Annotated in this window: 16 protein-coding genes; all 16 read right to left on the bottom strand. The window is 68.7% G+C overall.

What is annotated here, in order from left to right; genetic code table 11:
• Nucleotides 1-173 precede the first annotated feature (173 nt).
• Nucleotides 174-428: a hypothetical protein gene (locus tag ACWFR1_RS22975; RefSeq protein WP_453553998.1), complete on the bottom strand. Its 255-nt coding sequence runs from the start codon at nucleotides 426-428 to the stop codon at nucleotides 174-176.
• Between the two features lie 32 nt (nucleotides 429-460).
• Nucleotides 461-1,309: a peptidoglycan-binding protein gene (locus tag ACWFR1_RS22980; protein ID WP_453554000.1), complete on the bottom strand. Its 849-nt coding sequence runs from the start codon at nucleotides 1,307-1,309 to the stop codon at nucleotides 461-463.
• Between the two features lie 55 nt (nucleotides 1,310-1,364).
• Complete coding sequence (locus ACWFR1_RS22985) at nucleotides 1,365-1,721, bottom strand: hypothetical protein (RefSeq protein ID WP_453554001.1); 357 nt, start codon at nucleotides 1,719-1,721, stop codon at nucleotides 1,365-1,367.
• An 85-nt stretch (nucleotides 1,722-1,806) separates the two neighbouring features.
• Nucleotides 1,807-3,981, bottom strand: a complete 2,175-nt coding sequence (locus tag ACWFR1_RS22990) for a hypothetical protein (RefSeq protein ID WP_453554003.1) — start codon at nucleotides 3,979-3,981, stop codon at nucleotides 1,807-1,809.
• A 2-nt stretch (nucleotides 3,982-3,983) separates the two neighbouring features.
• Entirely contained in the window at nucleotides 3,984-5,069 is a 1,086-nt protein-coding gene (locus tag ACWFR1_RS22995; protein WP_453554005.1) for a hypothetical protein, read from the bottom strand.
• Nucleotides 5,070-5,071: 2 nt separating this feature from the next.
• Nucleotides 5,072-5,980: a hypothetical protein gene (locus ACWFR1_RS23000; RefSeq protein ID WP_453554007.1), complete on the bottom strand. Its 909-nt coding sequence runs from the start codon at nucleotides 5,978-5,980 to the stop codon at nucleotides 5,072-5,074.
• A 33-nt stretch (nucleotides 5,981-6,013) separates the two neighbouring features.
• Nucleotides 6,014-6,910 carry a phage distal tail protein gene (locus ACWFR1_RS23005; RefSeq protein ID WP_453554009.1) on the bottom strand — a complete coding sequence of 299 codons (897 nt, stop codon included), beginning with the start codon at nucleotides 6,908-6,910 and terminating at the stop codon, nucleotides 6,014-6,016.
• A complete protein-coding gene (locus tag ACWFR1_RS23010) occupies nucleotides 6,910-11,640 on the bottom strand; it encodes a phage tail tape measure protein (protein WP_453554011.1) in 4,731 nt (1,576 codons plus the stop codon). Before ACWFR1_RS23010 ends, ACWFR1_RS23005 begins: the two co-directional genes overlap by 1 nt.
• A gap of 3 nt (nucleotides 11,641-11,643) precedes the next feature.
• Entirely contained in the window at nucleotides 11,644-11,946 is a 303-nt protein-coding gene (locus ACWFR1_RS23015) for a hypothetical protein (RefSeq protein ID WP_453554013.1), read from the bottom strand.
• 26 nt (nucleotides 11,947-11,972) lie between these two features.
• Nucleotides 11,973-12,584 (bottom strand): hypothetical protein, encoded by a 612-nt coding sequence (locus ACWFR1_RS23020; RefSeq protein ID WP_453554015.1) that lies wholly within the window; start codon nucleotides 12,582-12,584, stop codon nucleotides 11,973-11,975.
• 12 nt (nucleotides 12,585-12,596) lie between these two features.
• Nucleotides 12,597-13,091 carry a phage tail tube protein gene (locus tag ACWFR1_RS23025; RefSeq protein WP_453554017.1) on the bottom strand — a complete coding sequence of 165 codons (495 nt, stop codon included), beginning with the start codon at nucleotides 13,089-13,091 and terminating at the stop codon, nucleotides 12,597-12,599.
• 59 nt (nucleotides 13,092-13,150) lie between these two features.
• On the bottom strand, nucleotides 13,151-13,651 hold the full coding sequence (locus ACWFR1_RS23030; RefSeq protein ID WP_453554019.1) for a hypothetical protein: 501 nt from the start codon (nucleotides 13,649-13,651) through the stop codon (nucleotides 13,151-13,153).
• Entirely contained in the window at nucleotides 13,651-14,064 is a 414-nt protein-coding gene (locus ACWFR1_RS23035) for an HK97 gp10 family phage protein (RefSeq protein WP_453554021.1), read from the bottom strand. The genes ACWFR1_RS23030 and ACWFR1_RS23035 overlap by 1 nt, the downstream gene beginning before the upstream one ends.
• Nucleotides 14,048-14,464: a hypothetical protein gene (locus ACWFR1_RS23040; RefSeq protein ID WP_453554023.1), complete on the bottom strand. Its 417-nt coding sequence runs from the start codon at nucleotides 14,462-14,464 to the stop codon at nucleotides 14,048-14,050. The genes ACWFR1_RS23035 and ACWFR1_RS23040 overlap by 17 nt, the downstream gene beginning before the upstream one ends.
• Nucleotides 14,465-14,503: 39 nt before the next feature.
• Nucleotides 14,504-14,929: a DUF6093 family protein gene (locus ACWFR1_RS23045; protein ID WP_453554025.1), complete on the bottom strand. Its 426-nt coding sequence runs from the start codon at nucleotides 14,927-14,929 to the stop codon at nucleotides 14,504-14,506.
• Nucleotide 14,930: 1 nt separating this feature from the next.
• Nucleotides 14,931-15,362, bottom strand: a complete 432-nt coding sequence (locus tag ACWFR1_RS23050; RefSeq protein ID WP_453554027.1) for a DUF6093 family protein — start codon at nucleotides 15,360-15,362, stop codon at nucleotides 14,931-14,933.
• Nucleotides 15,363-15,752 lie beyond the last annotated feature (390 nt).

Below are 15,752 nucleotides of genomic sequence, written 5' to 3' on the forward strand. Positions count from 1 at the left end.
GCCGCCTCCCGCTCCACCAACGTATGCATATAGATTGTAACCAGTGGGCTCGAAGACTTGGACCTGCCCGGAGGGGCGGTAGAGTAGGTGTCTCCAAGAGGTCGAAGGCCCCCGTCAAGGTAAGACGGGGGCCTTCTTCCATAGGTGGACACCGGTGGTTCGGCGCCCGCGGGTCAGGCCCGCGGCAGAGACGCCGGGGCCGTCTCGTACTGCGGAGGACGGGCGTACCCGAGCAGCCACCCGAAGCGCGGCGACAGGTTCTCCTCCGCCAGGCGGAAGACCCCGTAGTACAGGAAGGCCGCGAGCGGGGTCAGGACTTCGGTGAGAGCGGACGCGTTGAGGTCGAGACCGTGGCGCAGCGCGAAGGCGACGAGCGCGCCGGCAACGGCCGGAACGCCCGTGCGCAGGAGGGACACGTAGAGGTTCACAGGGGGTTGCCTCCTTGTTCGAATCGGCGGGTTCAGGTGAAGAGTCGGCGCCAGGTCTCGGGGCCGGGCAGTCCGTCGGCGTCAGCGCCGGTCCAGTGCTGCGCGCGCTGGAAGTCCCTCACGTTCAGGCGGTCCGCCTCTCCCCAGTCGCGGCTGGGGCCGACTCGGTAGTGCTTGCCGTAGCCGCGTCGGACGAGCTGCTGGCCCAGCAGGAGGATCGAGCCGTTCGACTTGCCAGGGCCGAAAGCGGCTCGTCCAGGGAAGGCCGGCGGGCCCGGCTTGGGGGTCGGGCCCTCGACCGCGGGCCACTTCGGCATCGGGCCCGGGTCCGTGTGGGTGTTCTCCGGTGTCTGGCTGTGGCCGTAGTGCCCGCCGCGGGTCTCCCACACCTGCTCGTTGCGGTTCGCAGACCACGTCGGGGATCCCATCGGCCACGCGTCGGGGACACCCCAGCTCCGGGCCCAGGCCAGGATCTTGTCCAGCCCCCTTGCCGGCGTGTCCCTCACGGTCGCGTACGACTCGCCGTTGACGCGGGAATGAGGGAAGAACAGCGTCTCGACCTGGAGGCAGACCCGCCCGGTCCGGTTGGTGCGGGTGCCGCCGGCGAGGTCGACGACCGACTTCGACCGGCTGTTGGCCGGGTAGAACTGAGCGATACGGCCGCTGAACGGATCCCACAAGATGTGCGGTGCCGAGCTGCGCCCGGCGCCGGTGAAGTAGGTCACCAGCCGGTCGAACGGCACCAGGTCAGCCGGCCGGGCGGCGCTGGCGTTCTTGTCCCAGGTGATGTGCCAGATCACGCGGGGGGCGTACTGGGTGTCGGTAGGCGCGGTGTCGCCGAGCGGATGCCGCTCGGCGCCGGGCAGCCAGAGGTCGGGCATGAGGCGCGTCCTGCTTCTCCCCCGCGCCATGAGCAATTCTGAGTGGTGGTCTTCTCTAAGGACTGCCGCGAGCCGCGAGCACCAGCTGCAACACCATCAGCAGCACCGGTGCGATGACCGCGCTCACGACAAGGCGCCGGTTGGTGCTCGCCTGCTCCTGGTCCTGATTACGATCCCTCTTCACGGCCTCCAACTCCCTCTCCAGGGAGTCGATCCGCAGGGTCAAGTTGCGCTGATCTGCACGGTAGACGTCGACGGTGACCACCTCGTTCAGCCGGTTCGCCAGGGCCGCGATGTCGCCGCGAAGATCGTCGCGGAGCTGTGCGAGGTCGTCGCGCTGGTCCTCACGCAGCTGAACGACGGCGCGATGCAGCTCCCACAGAGTGGGCTCCGCACCCGGCTGGGTGCTCACCGCGAACTCCTTGCGATCGGTGGCCCCGCGCCACGTCCCGATCATACGGCGGAACCCGAAGTACCCCGGCTCGCGACGGCCGGCGTCAGTCCAGCGGGTAGCGGATTCCGCTCAGGTTCAGGTGCGCCGTCCCGGTCGCCAGGGCTGTGGCCGCAGCAGCGGTGACGTTGGTAAGGGTGACGGCCCCCGACGCCGGGTTGAGGTTCAGGAACGTCGCGGCCCCGGTCGAGACGAGGACCTGGAACTGCTGTGTGTACGTGACTTTCGGCCGGGCCGCGGCGGGGAGCACGGTGACGATCTCGCCTCCTCCAGCAGGGTCCTTGGAGGTCCGCTTGAGCACCCCGCGCAGCCCCACGGTCTTGTCGGGATAGACCTTGTAGGCGACGCGGTCCCAGGTCCCCCCGTACTGGACCCATCCGGATCCGAGCGTCGGCTCTCTCCAGACTTCGTTGTACCGGCTGATCCATCCGTCCGGATCGACCGCGAGCATGCCGCCGAGGTACACCGGCACGGCGCCGCCCCTGCTCTCCGCGCTGATCTGGTTGCCCTCGACGACCAGGTGCGACCGGACTGTGTCACCGATGGCAACGGACTGGGCTTCGATGATCGCTTTGGTGGCGCTGAGTTCGAGATAGGCGGTGTCAGGTTCCGACCACACGGTGATCGCGGAGGTCGGCCACGTCGGCAGGGACGCCATGGCTCTCATGTCGCCGGTCGGGGTCGGCTCGCGCAGTACGGCCGACTGCAGCTTCAGTGTGGACGTGTTGCTGGCGGCGTCGTACAGCGAGTACATGGCCGCCGGTTCCACCTCCGTCGCCGAACCGGAGGGGAGCTGGACCCGTCCGGACGCGGGCGTCGTGTCGGTGGCCGGAACGGAGGTGATCTCCACACGGCTGCCCGAGTCGGCGGTGCGCAGAGTGGCGCCGTTGATCTCCGCGCCGATGACCCTGATGCCCGTGACGGTCTTGCCGTTCAGCGCATCGGCCTTGATCATGTCGGCCGTGACGGCGCCCGCCGTCAGAAGCGCGACCCGGACCGAGTTGACGTCCATGTGATCGCCGGTGAGCGTCCGGAACTTCACCTCCCGACCGGTAATGGTCTGCGCCACGACCTTCTCGCCGGTGATGGAGTCTGCGGCCAGCTCGGGAGTGCCTATGGAGCCCGCCAGGACCATACCGGCCGTGACGACCGTGCGGACTTCTCCGTTGTCGAACGACAGGCTTCCCTGACTCGCCTGGACGGCTTCGACCCACACCTCGGCGCGGACCGTGTTGGCCGGGGCCTGGGCCTGCCCACTCATACGCGCCCAGGACGTGCCGGGCGCCGCTGTTTGTTCGATGGCACCGGACCCGAGCGTGGCGCCGCTCGTGTCGGACCAGCGCAGGGAGAGCCGCGCGGCAAGCCCGGACCAGTCTGTGCTGGTCTGGTAGTCCACCGCCAGGAAGAAGCGGTCGCCCGGGGAGGCGGGCAGGACCGCGAGTTGCTGACCGCGGGTCGTCGGCTGCTCGGCGGTGACGTCCGCTGTCAGGCATCGAGCGGAGTCGTTTCCGGGGCTGGCCAGGTACCAGTCGGGGCTGTCGGCGATCAGCTTCTCGGTGTACGCGCCCTCGAAGCTGCTGTCCGGCAGGAGGTTGCCGGTTCCGATGGCCAGGCGATCGGCGTCGACGGCGCCGATCGCGATCTTGGCGCGGCTGACTGCGGCGTCCGCGAGGGCCAGCTCACCCACGATGCCGTCGAGCACGGCTTCGGCGACGACCGGCATACGCCCGAGAGGCCCTGCCGTGGGCGAGGGCAGCGACGGGCTACCGGAGGTGTTGCGCGCGACGAGACACACGTACTGGGGGCTTTCTGCCAGGACTGTGAAGGTTCCGCCTTGCGGGGACTCGATGGTCGCGCGCAGGGTGGAGGCGTCGGGCGTGAACTCCACCTCGGCGGTGTGGATCTCCAGCCGCGCCCAGTCCAGGGGCGTGGTGCTTCCCTCGAGGAACTGACCGTCCCAGCCCACGGTGACGCCGCCGATCGAGGGCACCAGCGTGGGCGCGACGGGCTGCGGAGGCGGCGGTCCATTGGTCACGTTCAGGCCGGTCGTGCCGTCGGGTTGCTGGCCGATGATGGCACGCAAGGACCCTTCTCCGTCGAAGACGCTGATCGCTCCATCCTCGATGGAGGAGTAGGCGAGCTGTGCCGTCCGGCTCGTGCTGTCGAGTCGCCGCTCAACCGTGGCGAGACGGGCAGCGAGAGCGGCTATGGGGTTGCTCATGTTCACGCTCCGTAGCTGTATCTGTCGGCCCGCGCCAGTTGCACCGTGACCTGCTCCGGCCCGGCGTCGGACGGCGGCTTGAGGAGCCAGCCGGTGATCCGTGCCCAACCGTCGTACTGCGACCACTCGTCGTTCAGGCGCACCCGGACGTCGTCGCCGATCTGGAAGGAGCCGATGCGCGCCGCGGGGTGGTCCCGGAGCACGACCTCGGTGACCTCGCCGATGACCGACCGGTTCACGCGCTCGGTGCGGGCACGCGCGGCGAGTCGGTCCGTGGACTTCTCGTCTGGGAGCTCAAGCACGTGCTCCAGGCGCAGCCGCCCGTTCCGGGCCGCGTCCACGGCGCGACGCCGGGAGCGTCCCTCACCGGCACCGAGACCGATGATCACCTGGGCGTAGCTGTCGGCGTCGTACTGCACCGGCACCGTGGAGGAGACGTTGATGCCGGAGGTGAAGCTAATGTCCTGCCGTCTCGTCCCCAGGCGCGGCCAGCCGATTCGAATGCGCTGGGCCGGGGCGCTGCCTGACCAGGAGACCGCCTCGGTCCACTCCGGGCCGCCGGCGACGGCCACCATGTCGTCGACGACCTTGGCGAGCGGTGGCGCCTCCCACCACGGGGTGGAGTACGGGTCGGAGGGGGTGCCGACCGTGACCCGTGACGTCGTCCCGTCCACCGCCACGCGCACGTTCCCGTCGGGCTGGGACTGGCAGTACGCCCAGGTCTCTCGGATGACGCGGCAGGGGTCGGCGTGCACCCACGGGCCGCGGCCGGCCAAGTTGCCGTGCGTGTCGGTCCGTTTGGTGAGGTAGGACCCGAAGCCGCTCGCCTCCAGGCGAAGCTTCTGGCCTTCGGGCTCGGCCCTCCAGATCAACCCTCCCCACAACAGCGTGCGGTCTCGCTCGACGTAGATCGCTGTCGTCCCAGGGTCCACCTGGGAGCGCATGAGGTTGGCCAGCCTGGGTTCGATGACGCCGGTGAAGGAGCCCGGCCCGCACAGCTCGGGCCCGAACTCCACGTCCGACAGCGGAAGGTCCCAGGCCAAGGTCTGGCCGGTGAGGGCGTGTGTGGTGAGGAAGCGGTACGCCATCGTCAGATGACGCCCTCGTTGAATTCCACGTCGCAGATGAGCGAAGTGGCGCCGTCCACAGTGAGGTTGCCGGTTTCCGACTTTGACATGTAGGTCTGCACGTACAGGACCTGGTTCGTGCCTCGCATGGCGGCCGAGACTCCCAGGCTGTCGGCGAGGATGACCGTTGTCCGCCGCACGTTCTTACCCTGGTCGTCGTCGATGGTCGTGTCCTGTCCCTGGATCGACCCGATGACCTGCTGCATCGACGCGTAGACGTCGGCGGTGTCCATGCGGAGGCCGGCGAAGGTCGTGATCGCCTTGAGGGTGACGGCCCAGTCGGGCACCGGGATAGTCCAGCGGGCTGCCGGCGGCCACGTGTGGTACCGGTTGTCCGAGTAGGTCAGCTTCTGGGGACTGCCCGGGAACGCCGTGTAGAGGCGTCGCTCTCGCCGCGGGTTGGCGATGCGCCTCAGGTCCTTGATCATGGCGTCCGTGACGGTCGCTGTGTTCGGCGGGAGGTCGATTCGGGCCAGAGGTATTGCGGTCATCCCGGCCGGTACCGCCGTCGCGATCGACCCGACATTGGGGACGACGTGGAAGTACCCGATGTCGTCTGCGGCCGGATCACGGTTGCCCTCGTACTCCGGGTCCTCAACGCGGTGCACCAACAGGTCCGAGCGCGGCGACGCGCCAGTGGGCGCGATGGGGACGATGGAGTCGCCCACGTTGTACTGGGTGTAGGCGCCCTGGCCCCACGACGCGCCACGGATGATGGACGAACCGTCCCCGACACGTACGGCGGAGCCCGGCGTCGAGAGCTGCCTGACCTTAAGGTCGTTGGCCTCGGTGACGCCCTGGGAACCGCGGGCAAGGTCCCTGATCATCATCCGCATCGCGCGGGCAGGGTGCGTTCCGCCGTGGGTGAGCATGGGCGGCTGAATCAGTGGCACAGCGGGTTCTCCTTACAGGGCGGTCCAGGCCGACCGCCATGACACGGTCAGCCGGGTGGTGTTGGTGTAGTCGGTCGCCGTCCAGCGGATCTCGCTGCGGCCGGGTGGGATCTGGAAGAGATCCAGGCGCGACACGTTGGAGAGGGCCGACGCGGCGTTCCCCGATCCGTTCCGCAGAACCCAACGGGTCCCCGGACGGGTGTCGATGTCGATGCGCTCGCCGACGCCGAGGGTGATGCCGAGCTCCAGGACGCGACCGCTCTCCACGTGCAGGACGCGGGGGTTGGTCACGGGGCCGGCGATCCTGATGGACGGCCACGCGCCCACACTTCCCTCGTTTATGACCCACCCGGGCCTGGTCTCCGGGGTGGCGATACCGGTCGTGATGGGGGCCACGAGAGGGGCCTTGAACCCCCCGCTGCTGTGGCTGATGTCCAGGGGCAGGGTGATGCTGGACACCGAGTCGCCGTGCAACCGCGGGTCGAGGGCGGTGAACTCGAGGTCCAGCGGTATCCACCCGTGGATGGCCTGGGCGGTGGAGACCGCTTCGGCACGCCGGATACGGCCGAAGAGGACCTTGGTGTCGCGGCCGGGCCAGCGCAGTCGCAGCTGTGCGAGGGCGCCGGCGGTGCGTCGGATCTTCGCGTTGGCAGCGGCGGCTTCGATCTCGGCCAGCTTGTCCAGGGCGGCGGCCGGGTCGCCTGGGGTTCGGATGCCGGCCTCGATCCGCACCGTGCGCGGCGCGTACAGGTCCACCCCGGGGAAGGCGCCGTCGTCGGAAGGGTTCAGCACGTCCTGGGTGCGCAGCTCGGCAGCACCGAGACCTTCGATGTCGGACACGGACACGGAGGTGCCACGACCGATGAGGACGCCAGCAAAGTCGATCTGCCAGTCGGTGAGGACGGCCATCAGATCCGCCCTCCGCGCTGCGCGTTCCGCAACCGCCGCATGATCTCCCCGGACAGCTCCTGCGGAGAGGTGTCCCGCCCATGGACGGTGATCGGCATGGACTCCACCAAGGCCCTCGGCTGCTGCTGGACGATGGTGACTTTGATGGCGGCCGGCGGCCGGGCGTCGACGAGCTTCGTCGTGGCCGGTACTGCGTCGGCGCTGGACAGGCGCATCCCGAACCGTGTGGCGACGTCGTGGAGGACGGCGAGCGCGCTGCCGCGCTTCGCCGCTCCGAGCGGGATGAAAGCCTCGCCGCCCGTCTCGGGCTCGGCGAACTTGATCAGTCCCCCTGACGTCGCGTACAGGCCGGGCGTGAGGATGCCCCCGCTGGCGTACGACAGCCCCCGGTTGGCACGGCTCAGGTCATCGAAGAACTTCGCGCCCTTTGCCCCCAGCGCGCTCTTGAGGCGGGCGAGGGCGAGGTTGGCGATCTCGATGATGCGGTCTTCGCTGAGCCCGGTGGCGTCGGCCACCGCGTGCAGGCCGGTCTTCTTGCTCTTGATCGCGCCGATGATCGCCACCAGGTCCGGCAGGTCGTCCTCCGGTAGCGCCTTGCCAGCTGTGCGGGCAGCGTCGTTCGCCGCCTTGGCCTTCTTCGGATCCTTCGCCGCCTGCGCGGCAAGGTCGGCTGCCTCCTGGTCGCCCTGTTCGGCGAGCTGCTTGGCCAGGTCGGTGTAGCCCGAGGCCGCGAGCTTCGCGAGGTTCTGCTCAAAGTTGGTCTGGTCCCTCACCGTCTGCCGGAGCTGGTCAGTCCACTGCCCGAGGCTGGTGATGAGAGCCGAGGCCATACGAGCGGCAGCGTTGTTCGCCGCCTGAGCCTTCTTCGAGTCCTTCACGGCCTGCGCGGCGAGGTCGGCCGCGTCCTGGTCGCCCTGCTCCCGAAGCCGCTTCGCGAGCGCCCCATACCCGCGCGCCTCCAGCTTCGACAGGTTCCGCTCGAAGGCGATCCGGTCGTTCGCTGCCTGACCGAGCTGACTCGTCCACTGCTGGAGGCTCGCGACGAGGGCAGCGTTCATGCGGGCGGCAGCGTCGTTCGCCGCCTTGGCCTTCTTCGGATCCTTCACGGCCTGCGCGGCGAGGTCAGCCGCGTCCTGGTCGCCCTGCTCCCGAAGCCGCTTCGCGAGCGCCCCATACCCGCGCGCCTCCAGCTTCGACAGGTTCCGCTCGAAGGCGGCCTGGTCCTTCGCCGCCTGGCCGAGCTGGCTGGTCCACTCTCCGAGGCTCGCTCGCGATGCCGCGGCCAGGGCCTCCAGGTCACGGGCCATCGCCCGTACGTAGCGCGAGCTGCCCGTCGCCATCTTGCGCGTGAGCGCGATCCCCTCGACGCCCATCTCCGCGAGAGCGTCGGCTACATCCTGGCCGGCGCGGCGAGCCACCGTCTCCAGGTCCTTGCGCCACCGTTTGGCGGTGGCGACGGAGGCGTCCAGCTTCTCGGCGAACAGGCTGAGGCTGAACTTGCCCTTCTTGTTCATGGAGTCGCCGGCGATGCCGCTCAGGGTGTAGAGCGTCGGAGCCTGGTAGTTGAAGCCGGTGACCCCGCCGTCGGCGTGATAGGTGACCTCGCCGCCGAAGCGGCGGGCGACCTCCTCCAGGATGTGCTTGGAGCGGCCCCTCTTCGCCCCCGCCAGGGGGATGTATGCCTCACCCTGCGTCTCCGGCTCCGCCCACACACGCCACGCGCCCGCCGGCGCGATCTGCGCGGTGTGGTCCTCGCGCGGGGTGCGCACGCCCCCGTCCGCGTAGAAGTCGAGCAGTCCGCCGTTGGCCTGCTTCACAGGCGCCTGGATGCCGTCGGGGACGCCGTTGCCGTCCTTGTCCCATGGGCTGGCCTGGATCTTCGCGAAGAACGGGATGGTGACCGCGGCCGGCTTGTTCACGCTCACGGTGATCGTCTTCTGCCCGGGGATCCGGCCGACCGACGCGCCGATCTCGTCGAGCTGTGCTTGCACCGCCGCCATGTCGCCCGAGAGCAGCGCCGTGGTCAGGGCGCTCGCCGCTTCGGATCCCTTCGTCTGGGACACGGACACAATGAGGCTGAGCATGCCGAGCCACTCGGAGTTCGACTGGCCTCCGACCGTACGGAAGGCCGCCACGACGCCCGAGAGGTCTGGCGCGTCAATGGGCATGTCCGCGCCGTACAGGTAGCCGAGCTGAGCGCGGATGTTCTCGATGTCGCCCTGGAGGAACGACTGAGCCAGCGAGGTGGACGCCTCCTTGCCGAACTTCTCGGACACGTCCGCCAGTACGCTCATGCCCTGTTCCATCTGGGCGGCAGCGGCCTTGGGCAGCTTCTTAGCGGCCTTCCCCATGTCAGCGACGACCATGTCCTGCATGACCTTCGCAAACTTGCCGGGATCGTTGGTGGCCGAAGCGTCGGCCCACGCTTCGGCGACCTTCCTGCCGTACTTGGCGGAGATCGCGGGCAGCTGCTCCAGACCGGCGCGAAACGCCGGCGTCGCCCGTGCAGAGGACTCCTGGATGATCTTCTCCAGCTCGTCGGCGACCTCACCCTTGCCCTTCTTGAGCTGTCCGACGAGCTCGTCCAGCAGGGGCGCCGACTCGGGCCCGAGGGCGGCGAAGTGATCGGCCAGGTCGAGACGGCCATTCGCGGCCAGCTCACCCAGGTTCTTCTGGAACTCTCGCTGCGCCTTGAGCTGCTTGTTCAGCTCCTCCACGTAGTCCGCGAGGGAAGCCTTGGACGCGTCAGCTGACAGGCCCGCCTTCTTGTTCGCCTCGGCCACCTTGTCCTGCGCGTTCTTCCACGCCTTCGCCGGGTCGACGATCGAGCCGAGGGCCTTGCCCATCGCCTCCATCTGCTCGGTGAACTTGGGACTGCCGTTCTTGTCGGTCGGAAGCGACTGGGTGAGTTCCCAGGCGCCGAGCAGCTCCAGCCGGTTGGCCTTGATCTTGTTGTTGACGATCGCCATGGACGCGGCGAGCTCGTTCTCCTTCTTGACCGCGTTCGACCAGACCTCGTGCTGCCGGTCCAGAACCTCCTTGGCGGCATCCCACTCGGGGTCGGCCGCGTATGAGCCCCTGTCCCAGGTCAGCCCCTTCTGAGTGTCCAGCTCATCCTTGAGCTTTTTGAGCTTCGCGCCTCCAGACGTGATCGCGTCGATGGCGGTCGCTACGTCGATCTGGGCGTCCTTGAGCTTCTTGACGTCGTCGCTGTTGGTGAGTTGTTCGGTGAGGGTGCGCAGGCCCGCCCCCTGCTCGCCCTCTTCGCGCTCTCGACGCAGTGCATCCACGAGCTCCTCGGTCGCAGCCTTGGCCTTCTGCTTGCTGGCGGAGTAGGCGGCGTACACGCCGACTCCGATCGCCATCAGAGCGGTGAGACCGGCGACCGCGATCCCGGCGCCACTGAGGACTGCGGGCAGAGCCGAGCCACCGGCTCGCGCCGTGGCAAGCTCGGTGCGGAAGATGGTGAGCTGGTTCCCGAAGCGGAGGAACGCCGCCTTCGCCAGCAGCGCCGCCGCCGAGAGGGCGAGGACGACGCCCATCAGTGACTTCGCAGGGCCGGGCAGATCGTTGATAGCCCCGGCCACGATGTTCAGGACCTCGCCCACACTCTCCAGCGCGGGCAGGAGAACGCGCGCCATGTCGATACCGAGGGCCTGGGCCTGGTTCTGGAACTGCGCCCACTGGCCGGCGGTGGTGTCGAGCTGGATCGCGTACGCCCTCTGGGTCGCCCCGGCCCGTTCGACCTCGACGCTGATGCCCGCGTAGGTGTCCTGGTAGTTCTTGCCCTCGGCCGCCGACAGGGCGAGCGCGGCGCGGACCGCGCGAATGTCCTTCAGCAGCGGAACGAGTTGATCCGCAGAACCGCCGGTGGCGTTGCGGACCTTCTCCATGACGACGTACAGGCCGTCCTGCTCAAGAGCAGCCGCAGCCGACTCGTAGCCGAAGCCCTTGATCATGTCGACCAGTTCGCGGCCCGGCTTCATCATGCGCGTCATCAGCATGTTAAGCGCCGTAACGGCTTCGGCCGCGGGGATGCCAGTGAGGGTGACGGCGGCGAGAGCGGAGCTGATGTCGTCGAACTCCACGCCGGCGGCTGCCGCCATGGGCACCACGTCACCGAGCTGCTGCGCGAGCTCGTCGAAGGAGACCACGCCGTAGTTGACGGTCTGGAACATGACGTCCATGACGTCGGCGGCCTGGGAGGCGTCCATCCCGTACGCCTTCAAGACGCCGAGCAGAGCGCGCGCGGAGGTCTCCGTCGTCGTCAGGCCGGCGGTCGCACCTCGTGCGGCCACCCGGAGGATCGTCATCGCGTCCGCACCGTCGAAGCCGGTGCTCACGACCTGGTACAGACCCTCGGCGAGCTGGGAGGCCGACTGCGGGAGCTGCGTGCTCAGCTCGACGATCTGGTCCGTGAAGTTGCTGATGTTGGTGTTGTTGATCTCCTTGGAGATCGTCATGACGTTCGCCATCTGCTTCTCCAGCTCGATGGCGCCCCGCACTCCCATGACGAAGGCGCCGCCGAGCGCGACACCCATCACGGCGAAGCCTGCGGCCATGGTCCGGCGGGTCTGCTCCGACCTGCCCCCGAGCTGGTTCAGGTCTCTGTCGAGGCGGCGTACCTGGCTACCGAAGGCGGTGACCTGGCCTGCCGCCGTCCGCAGGCCGCCGACCAGACCGGTGACACCGGCCTGGACGTGGACGTAGAGGGTGTAGGCCCCGGCCACTGGCTACTTCTTCCTGGGCCGAAGCCCGACCTTCACCCCACGCCCCTCCGGACCCTCCGGGACCTGTTCCTGCTCCATGGCGATCAGCTCGCAGCCGACGCACCGGTGTGTCTCTGTGACGTACGCGAAGCGGTCGCCACCCGCCTGCTCGTCCCACTCCTCCGGTCTGGTCCCGCACGAGTCGCACACCGTCCGCGAATAGGCGAGGTAGGCGACAGCTTTCGCGCGGTCGAGGGCCGACCACCTCCCGTCCCCCGCACCGGTGAACTGACTGTGCGGGATGCCGTACGAGGCGCAGACCTCCATCTCCGCGCGGAACGCCGGGTCGGAGATCAGCCTTTTCCCAGGTCGGCCCTGAGCGTCTGGTTGACCAGGAGGGCAGTGGTGAACAGCGCCTTCGCCTCCGAGTCCGGCCAGACGTCGAGGAGTTCCTGTGCCTCCTGCTCGCTCATCCCCGGGACCTCGGCGCCCGTCTCGTCGCGCTCGATGTGGCATGCGGCGACGAGGGCGGCAGGGTACGTCTCGACGTTGTACTCCATGCCCTGGTCGGCCTGGGCCTCGGTCGGCGGGTGGTCACGCAGAAGCTGCTCCCATGCGGGCCGCGGGAGGGCCCGGAAGGTCAGAACGTCCGTCACGTCCTCCAGCGCCCGTTCGACCTCGTCGAGCTGGAGCTGTGCGGCGACCACATCCGGGTAGGCGGCTACCCACTCCTCGCGGTCGGCCTCTGCGACTCCCTGCTCGATGGACTCGGCGCGGGCAGCCGTGCGGGCCTTCGCCAGCGCGAGGGCAGCGTTGGTGGCGTTCTGCTTCGCCTCGTCGTCGTCGCACAGCCGCAGGCTTCGCTCCGGGAGCTTCCGGGCCTTCAGCCGGGCCATCTTGGCGGACCAGTGCGGATCGCGTGCGACGGCAGCGGCCGGCGGTGCGGGATTCATCGTGGTGGACATGCGGCACCCCTCTCAGACGGTCTTCGCCGGCACCGCGGCGTCGAGCGTCGGCTCCTCGGTGATGCCGAACGTGACCTTGAACTTCGCGGGTTCGGACGCGGTCGAGTAGGACGGGCTGCGGCTGCCGACCCGGATGGGGAAGACGTCGAGCGACTTCGACAGGGGCACGTCGCCCTTGCGCATGATCGCGATGTACCCCGTGACCCCCTTGGAGAGCAGGGTCTCGATGGTGTCGCGGACCTTGTCCTCGTAGAAGGTGATGCTGGAGTTGTCGGCCTTGTCCTCCCCGGGGATCGTGGTGGCGAAGGTGCTGCCCATGTCCGGGGTATCGATGGGCGTGTTCTCCAGCGACCACCCTTCGACGTCGGAGATGGTGTCCGACAGGTTGGTGGCATTGGTCGGCTCGAACTCGGCGCGGCTGGGGATGTTCTCGTCGGAGGCGATCTCCTTCAGGAAGAAGAAGAGGGTGGTGCCTCGGCGCATGAATCGCTGCTGCGTGGTGGCCACGCGACTCTCACTCTCCGGGGACCATAGCCCGGGAATGCGGCAGGCCCGTCCCCAACAGATCAAGCTGGGAGTCGGCCCGTACCGGTGGTCGGGCGTCCGCGATGGGCCTCCGCGGTGAGGTGCGGCGGCCAGGCGAGGGTGGTGACCTCAAGCGCGAACCGCTGGATGTAACTGTATACGCCGCTCGCGACAGCCACGCCTTCCTCCTTGTCCAGCTCACGGGACATGACCGCGTACCCGCTGGCGGCGATGGGGTAGGTGTGGCCGTTTCCTGTACGGGCCATTACGGCGGCGCGGACTTTGTCGGCCATCCACTCCGCCTGCTCGGCCGTCGTGGCGACCGAGGTGACCTGGTAGAGCATCCTGGCGTCCGCGCTCGCGTCCCCGAAGGGGGGCCCGTCGCTGGTCGAGCCGATCGGGTAGAGCACGCTGTACGGCGTGGCCGCGCCGGTCGGGAGACTGCTGGCGGTGGGCGCCGCCCCGTACCCGCAGGACCGCCCCGTGGCACCGGCGAGCATTGTTTGGACCGCGAGGCTGAGAAGGCGTCCGGATACGGGCATCAGTCCCCCACCGCCGCTCCGACTGCGGCGAGGAACGCCGGACGGATGTCTTCGACGGCCGGCCCCATGTGGGGGTAGGGGGGCTGGTTGAAGATCCTGCCGAGGCTGTCCGGGCCGACGTACCCGTACTCCAGGCGCCGCGCCTGCGGCTTGTTGGTGCCGACGACGGCCTCGGCCGTCAGGCCGGTGGCGCTGAACTCGTGCGTCCAGGAGCGCCTGTAGTCGCCGGTCGGGGCGTTCGGCCCTGGCCGGCCGCTGGCGTGGGCCTTGATCCTGGTCTCCAGCAGCATCGCGTAGTGCTGGACGACGGTACTTACGGCAGGAAGGGCGGCTGCCGCGCGGGCGGTCAACTGCGCTGCGACCTGGGGGGCGTTCGTGTCCGCTCCCGCACGCGGGTTACGAGAGGAAGCCATCAGTCTCCTTCGGCGCCGGGTCGATCTCGCCGTTCGCCCACTGCTGAAGCTGCGCGAGGACGGCTGCGGTGAAGCCGTGCGGGCCGCCGAGATCCGGCCGGGCAAGCGCCGCCTTCTCCAGCAGCCCCGCGTCGATAGCCGACAGGAAGCGGGCAGCTGCCGGACCCGGCTCGTACGGGACGCCGACGAAGACCCTGGCGTGGCCTTCGAAGATCGGGGCGACCCGTCCCTGCGCGAGCTGGATGACGAGCTCGGCCGGTTCTCCGGAGCGGTGGTGGATCGTGTAGCCGGAGACGAAGTCCGTGCAGTCGGTCCCGTCTACGTGCAACGAGGCGTTCCCGCCGACCGCCGTGACCTTGACCTGCCGTACGTCTGCGGGTGGGGTGTCCGTGATCTCCATACATCGAGCCTAGGTCGGATCACGAACACCCCGACTCGCTCAGGAAGGCGGCGTGATCTCGTCGAGCCGGGTGACCCGCACCAGCTCCACGGTGGACGCCTCCGAAGGATCCAGAACTTGCCACACCCGCCCACCAGTTGCCGCGTCGCCGGAATGCGCGATGACCACCTCGACTCGGTCGTACCGGGCGGGCACAGGCGCGCTGAGCGGCGTCAGCAAGCGGTACCAGGAGACAGTGTCGTCGAGCCACTGCCTGCCGACGATGCCCTCCGCCGTCACCTGACCGTGCCCCGAGAGCACCGCGCCGGGCCCCTCGTAGACCACGTCGGCCGGCACCTCTCCGAGCAGGCCCGTCTCCGGGTCCAGGACCGGGGTACCGGTAGGACGGACCACCCGCACCCGGTCGAGGAGGAGCTTCGCTTCCAGCTCTCTTCGAACCTCCGCCGGGTCGATCGCCGTACTCACCTCACACCCCCGTCGCCTGGGTGTTCTGATCCACCCACGTGGTGCGGACGACGCTCAGCGTGGAGGTGTCCCCAAGGTCGAGGACCCGCCAAGTCCGGCCGATCGCGGCTCCATCATCGGCCTCCACGACGGTCACGGTGTCCTCACGCGAAGCCACGGGGGCCGCCAGCGGCGTCAGCAGTCGATAGCGGGAGGGGGTGTCGTCCACGTATGCCTGTCCCGCGAGGTGCAGGACGACGGCCGGTCCGCCCGCGGGAAAGACAGCTCCCGGTCCTTCGTAGACGGTGATCGGCGGACCCGGCTCGTACTGGCCGGTGTCCGGGTTGAAGACCGGTTCGCCAGGCCGGTAGATCCTGATCTTGCTGGTAAGAATCTTCTTCTCGACGATCGCGCTGACAGCCCCCAGAGTCAGCCCTTCAGTAGAGGCGCTCATGCGTTCGAGCGTAGCCGCAGAGTCGGACACCCCCAGCGCACCCACCCTCCCCTGGACGCAGGGTCACGCACCCGACCAGAATCGGCCACATTTTCGATATCTTGCCGCTGATGGGCTCCTTGGAAATGCTGAAAATCCCCAGCCCTGCCCTTCGCCCAACTTGATTGCGGGCGCAACCAGGGGACGGACCCCGTACGTCGGCATCAGCCATGTGTGCCCTCTGCAATCGGGATAATCTGCTCCGCACCAACTGCTAGACGCACACCCAAGGCTGCGCCGTCCGTCCACGGCGACGCCGACCGACCTCCGTGTGAGACAGCTCGTCGGACCGTGACAGCCCGCGCGTACCATCCAGCCGCCAGACAGAACTGGGCGGGCGCATCCGAACTG

Source organism: Streptomyces sp. NPDC055103 (assembly GCF_053607625.1).

What these genes read in the sequence shown, in the direction of transcription:
- ACWFR1_RS22980 (WP_453554000.1), bottom strand. Translation starts at nt 1,309, where the DNA reads ATGCCCGACCTCTGGCTGCCCGGCGCCGAGCGGCATCCGCTCGGCGAC.
- ACWFR1_RS23020 (WP_453554015.1), bottom strand. Translation starts at nt 12,584, where the DNA reads ATGTCCACCACGATGAATCCCGCACCGCCGGCCGCTGCCGTCGCACGC.
- ACWFR1_RS23030 (WP_453554019.1), bottom strand. Translation starts at nt 13,651, where the DNA reads ATGCCCGTATCCGGACGCCTTCTCAGCCTCGCGGTCCAAACAATGCTC.
- ACWFR1_RS22995 (WP_453554005.1), bottom strand. Translation starts at nt 5,069, where the DNA reads ATGGCGTACCGCTTCCTCACCACACACGCCCTCACCGGCCAGACCTTG.
- ACWFR1_RS23005 (WP_453554009.1), bottom strand. Translation starts at nt 6,910, where the DNA reads ATGGCCGTCCTCACCGACTGGCAGATCGACTTTGCTGGCGTCCTCATC.
- ACWFR1_RS23040 (WP_453554023.1), bottom strand. Translation starts at nt 14,464, where the DNA reads ATGGAGATCACGGACACCCCACCCGCAGACGTACGGCAGGTCAAGGTC.
- ACWFR1_RS22990 (WP_453554003.1), bottom strand. Translation starts at nt 3,981, where the DNA reads ATGAGCAACCCCATAGCCGCTCTCGCTGCCCGTCTCGCCACGGTTGAG.
- ACWFR1_RS23035 (WP_453554021.1), bottom strand. Translation starts at nt 14,064, where the DNA reads ATGGCTTCCTCTCGTAACCCGCGTGCGGGAGCGGACACGAACGCCCCC.
- ACWFR1_RS23000 (WP_453554007.1), bottom strand. Translation starts at nt 5,980, where the DNA reads ATGCTCACCCACGGCGGAACGCACCCTGCCCGCGCGATGCGGATGATG.
- ACWFR1_RS23050 (WP_453554027.1), bottom strand. Translation starts at nt 15,362, where the DNA reads ATGAGCGCCTCTACTGAAGGGCTGACTCTGGGGGCTGTCAGCGCGATC.
- ACWFR1_RS23015 (WP_453554013.1), bottom strand. Translation starts at nt 11,946, where the DNA reads ATGGAGGTCTGCGCCTCGTACGGCATCCCGCACAGTCAGTTCACCGGT.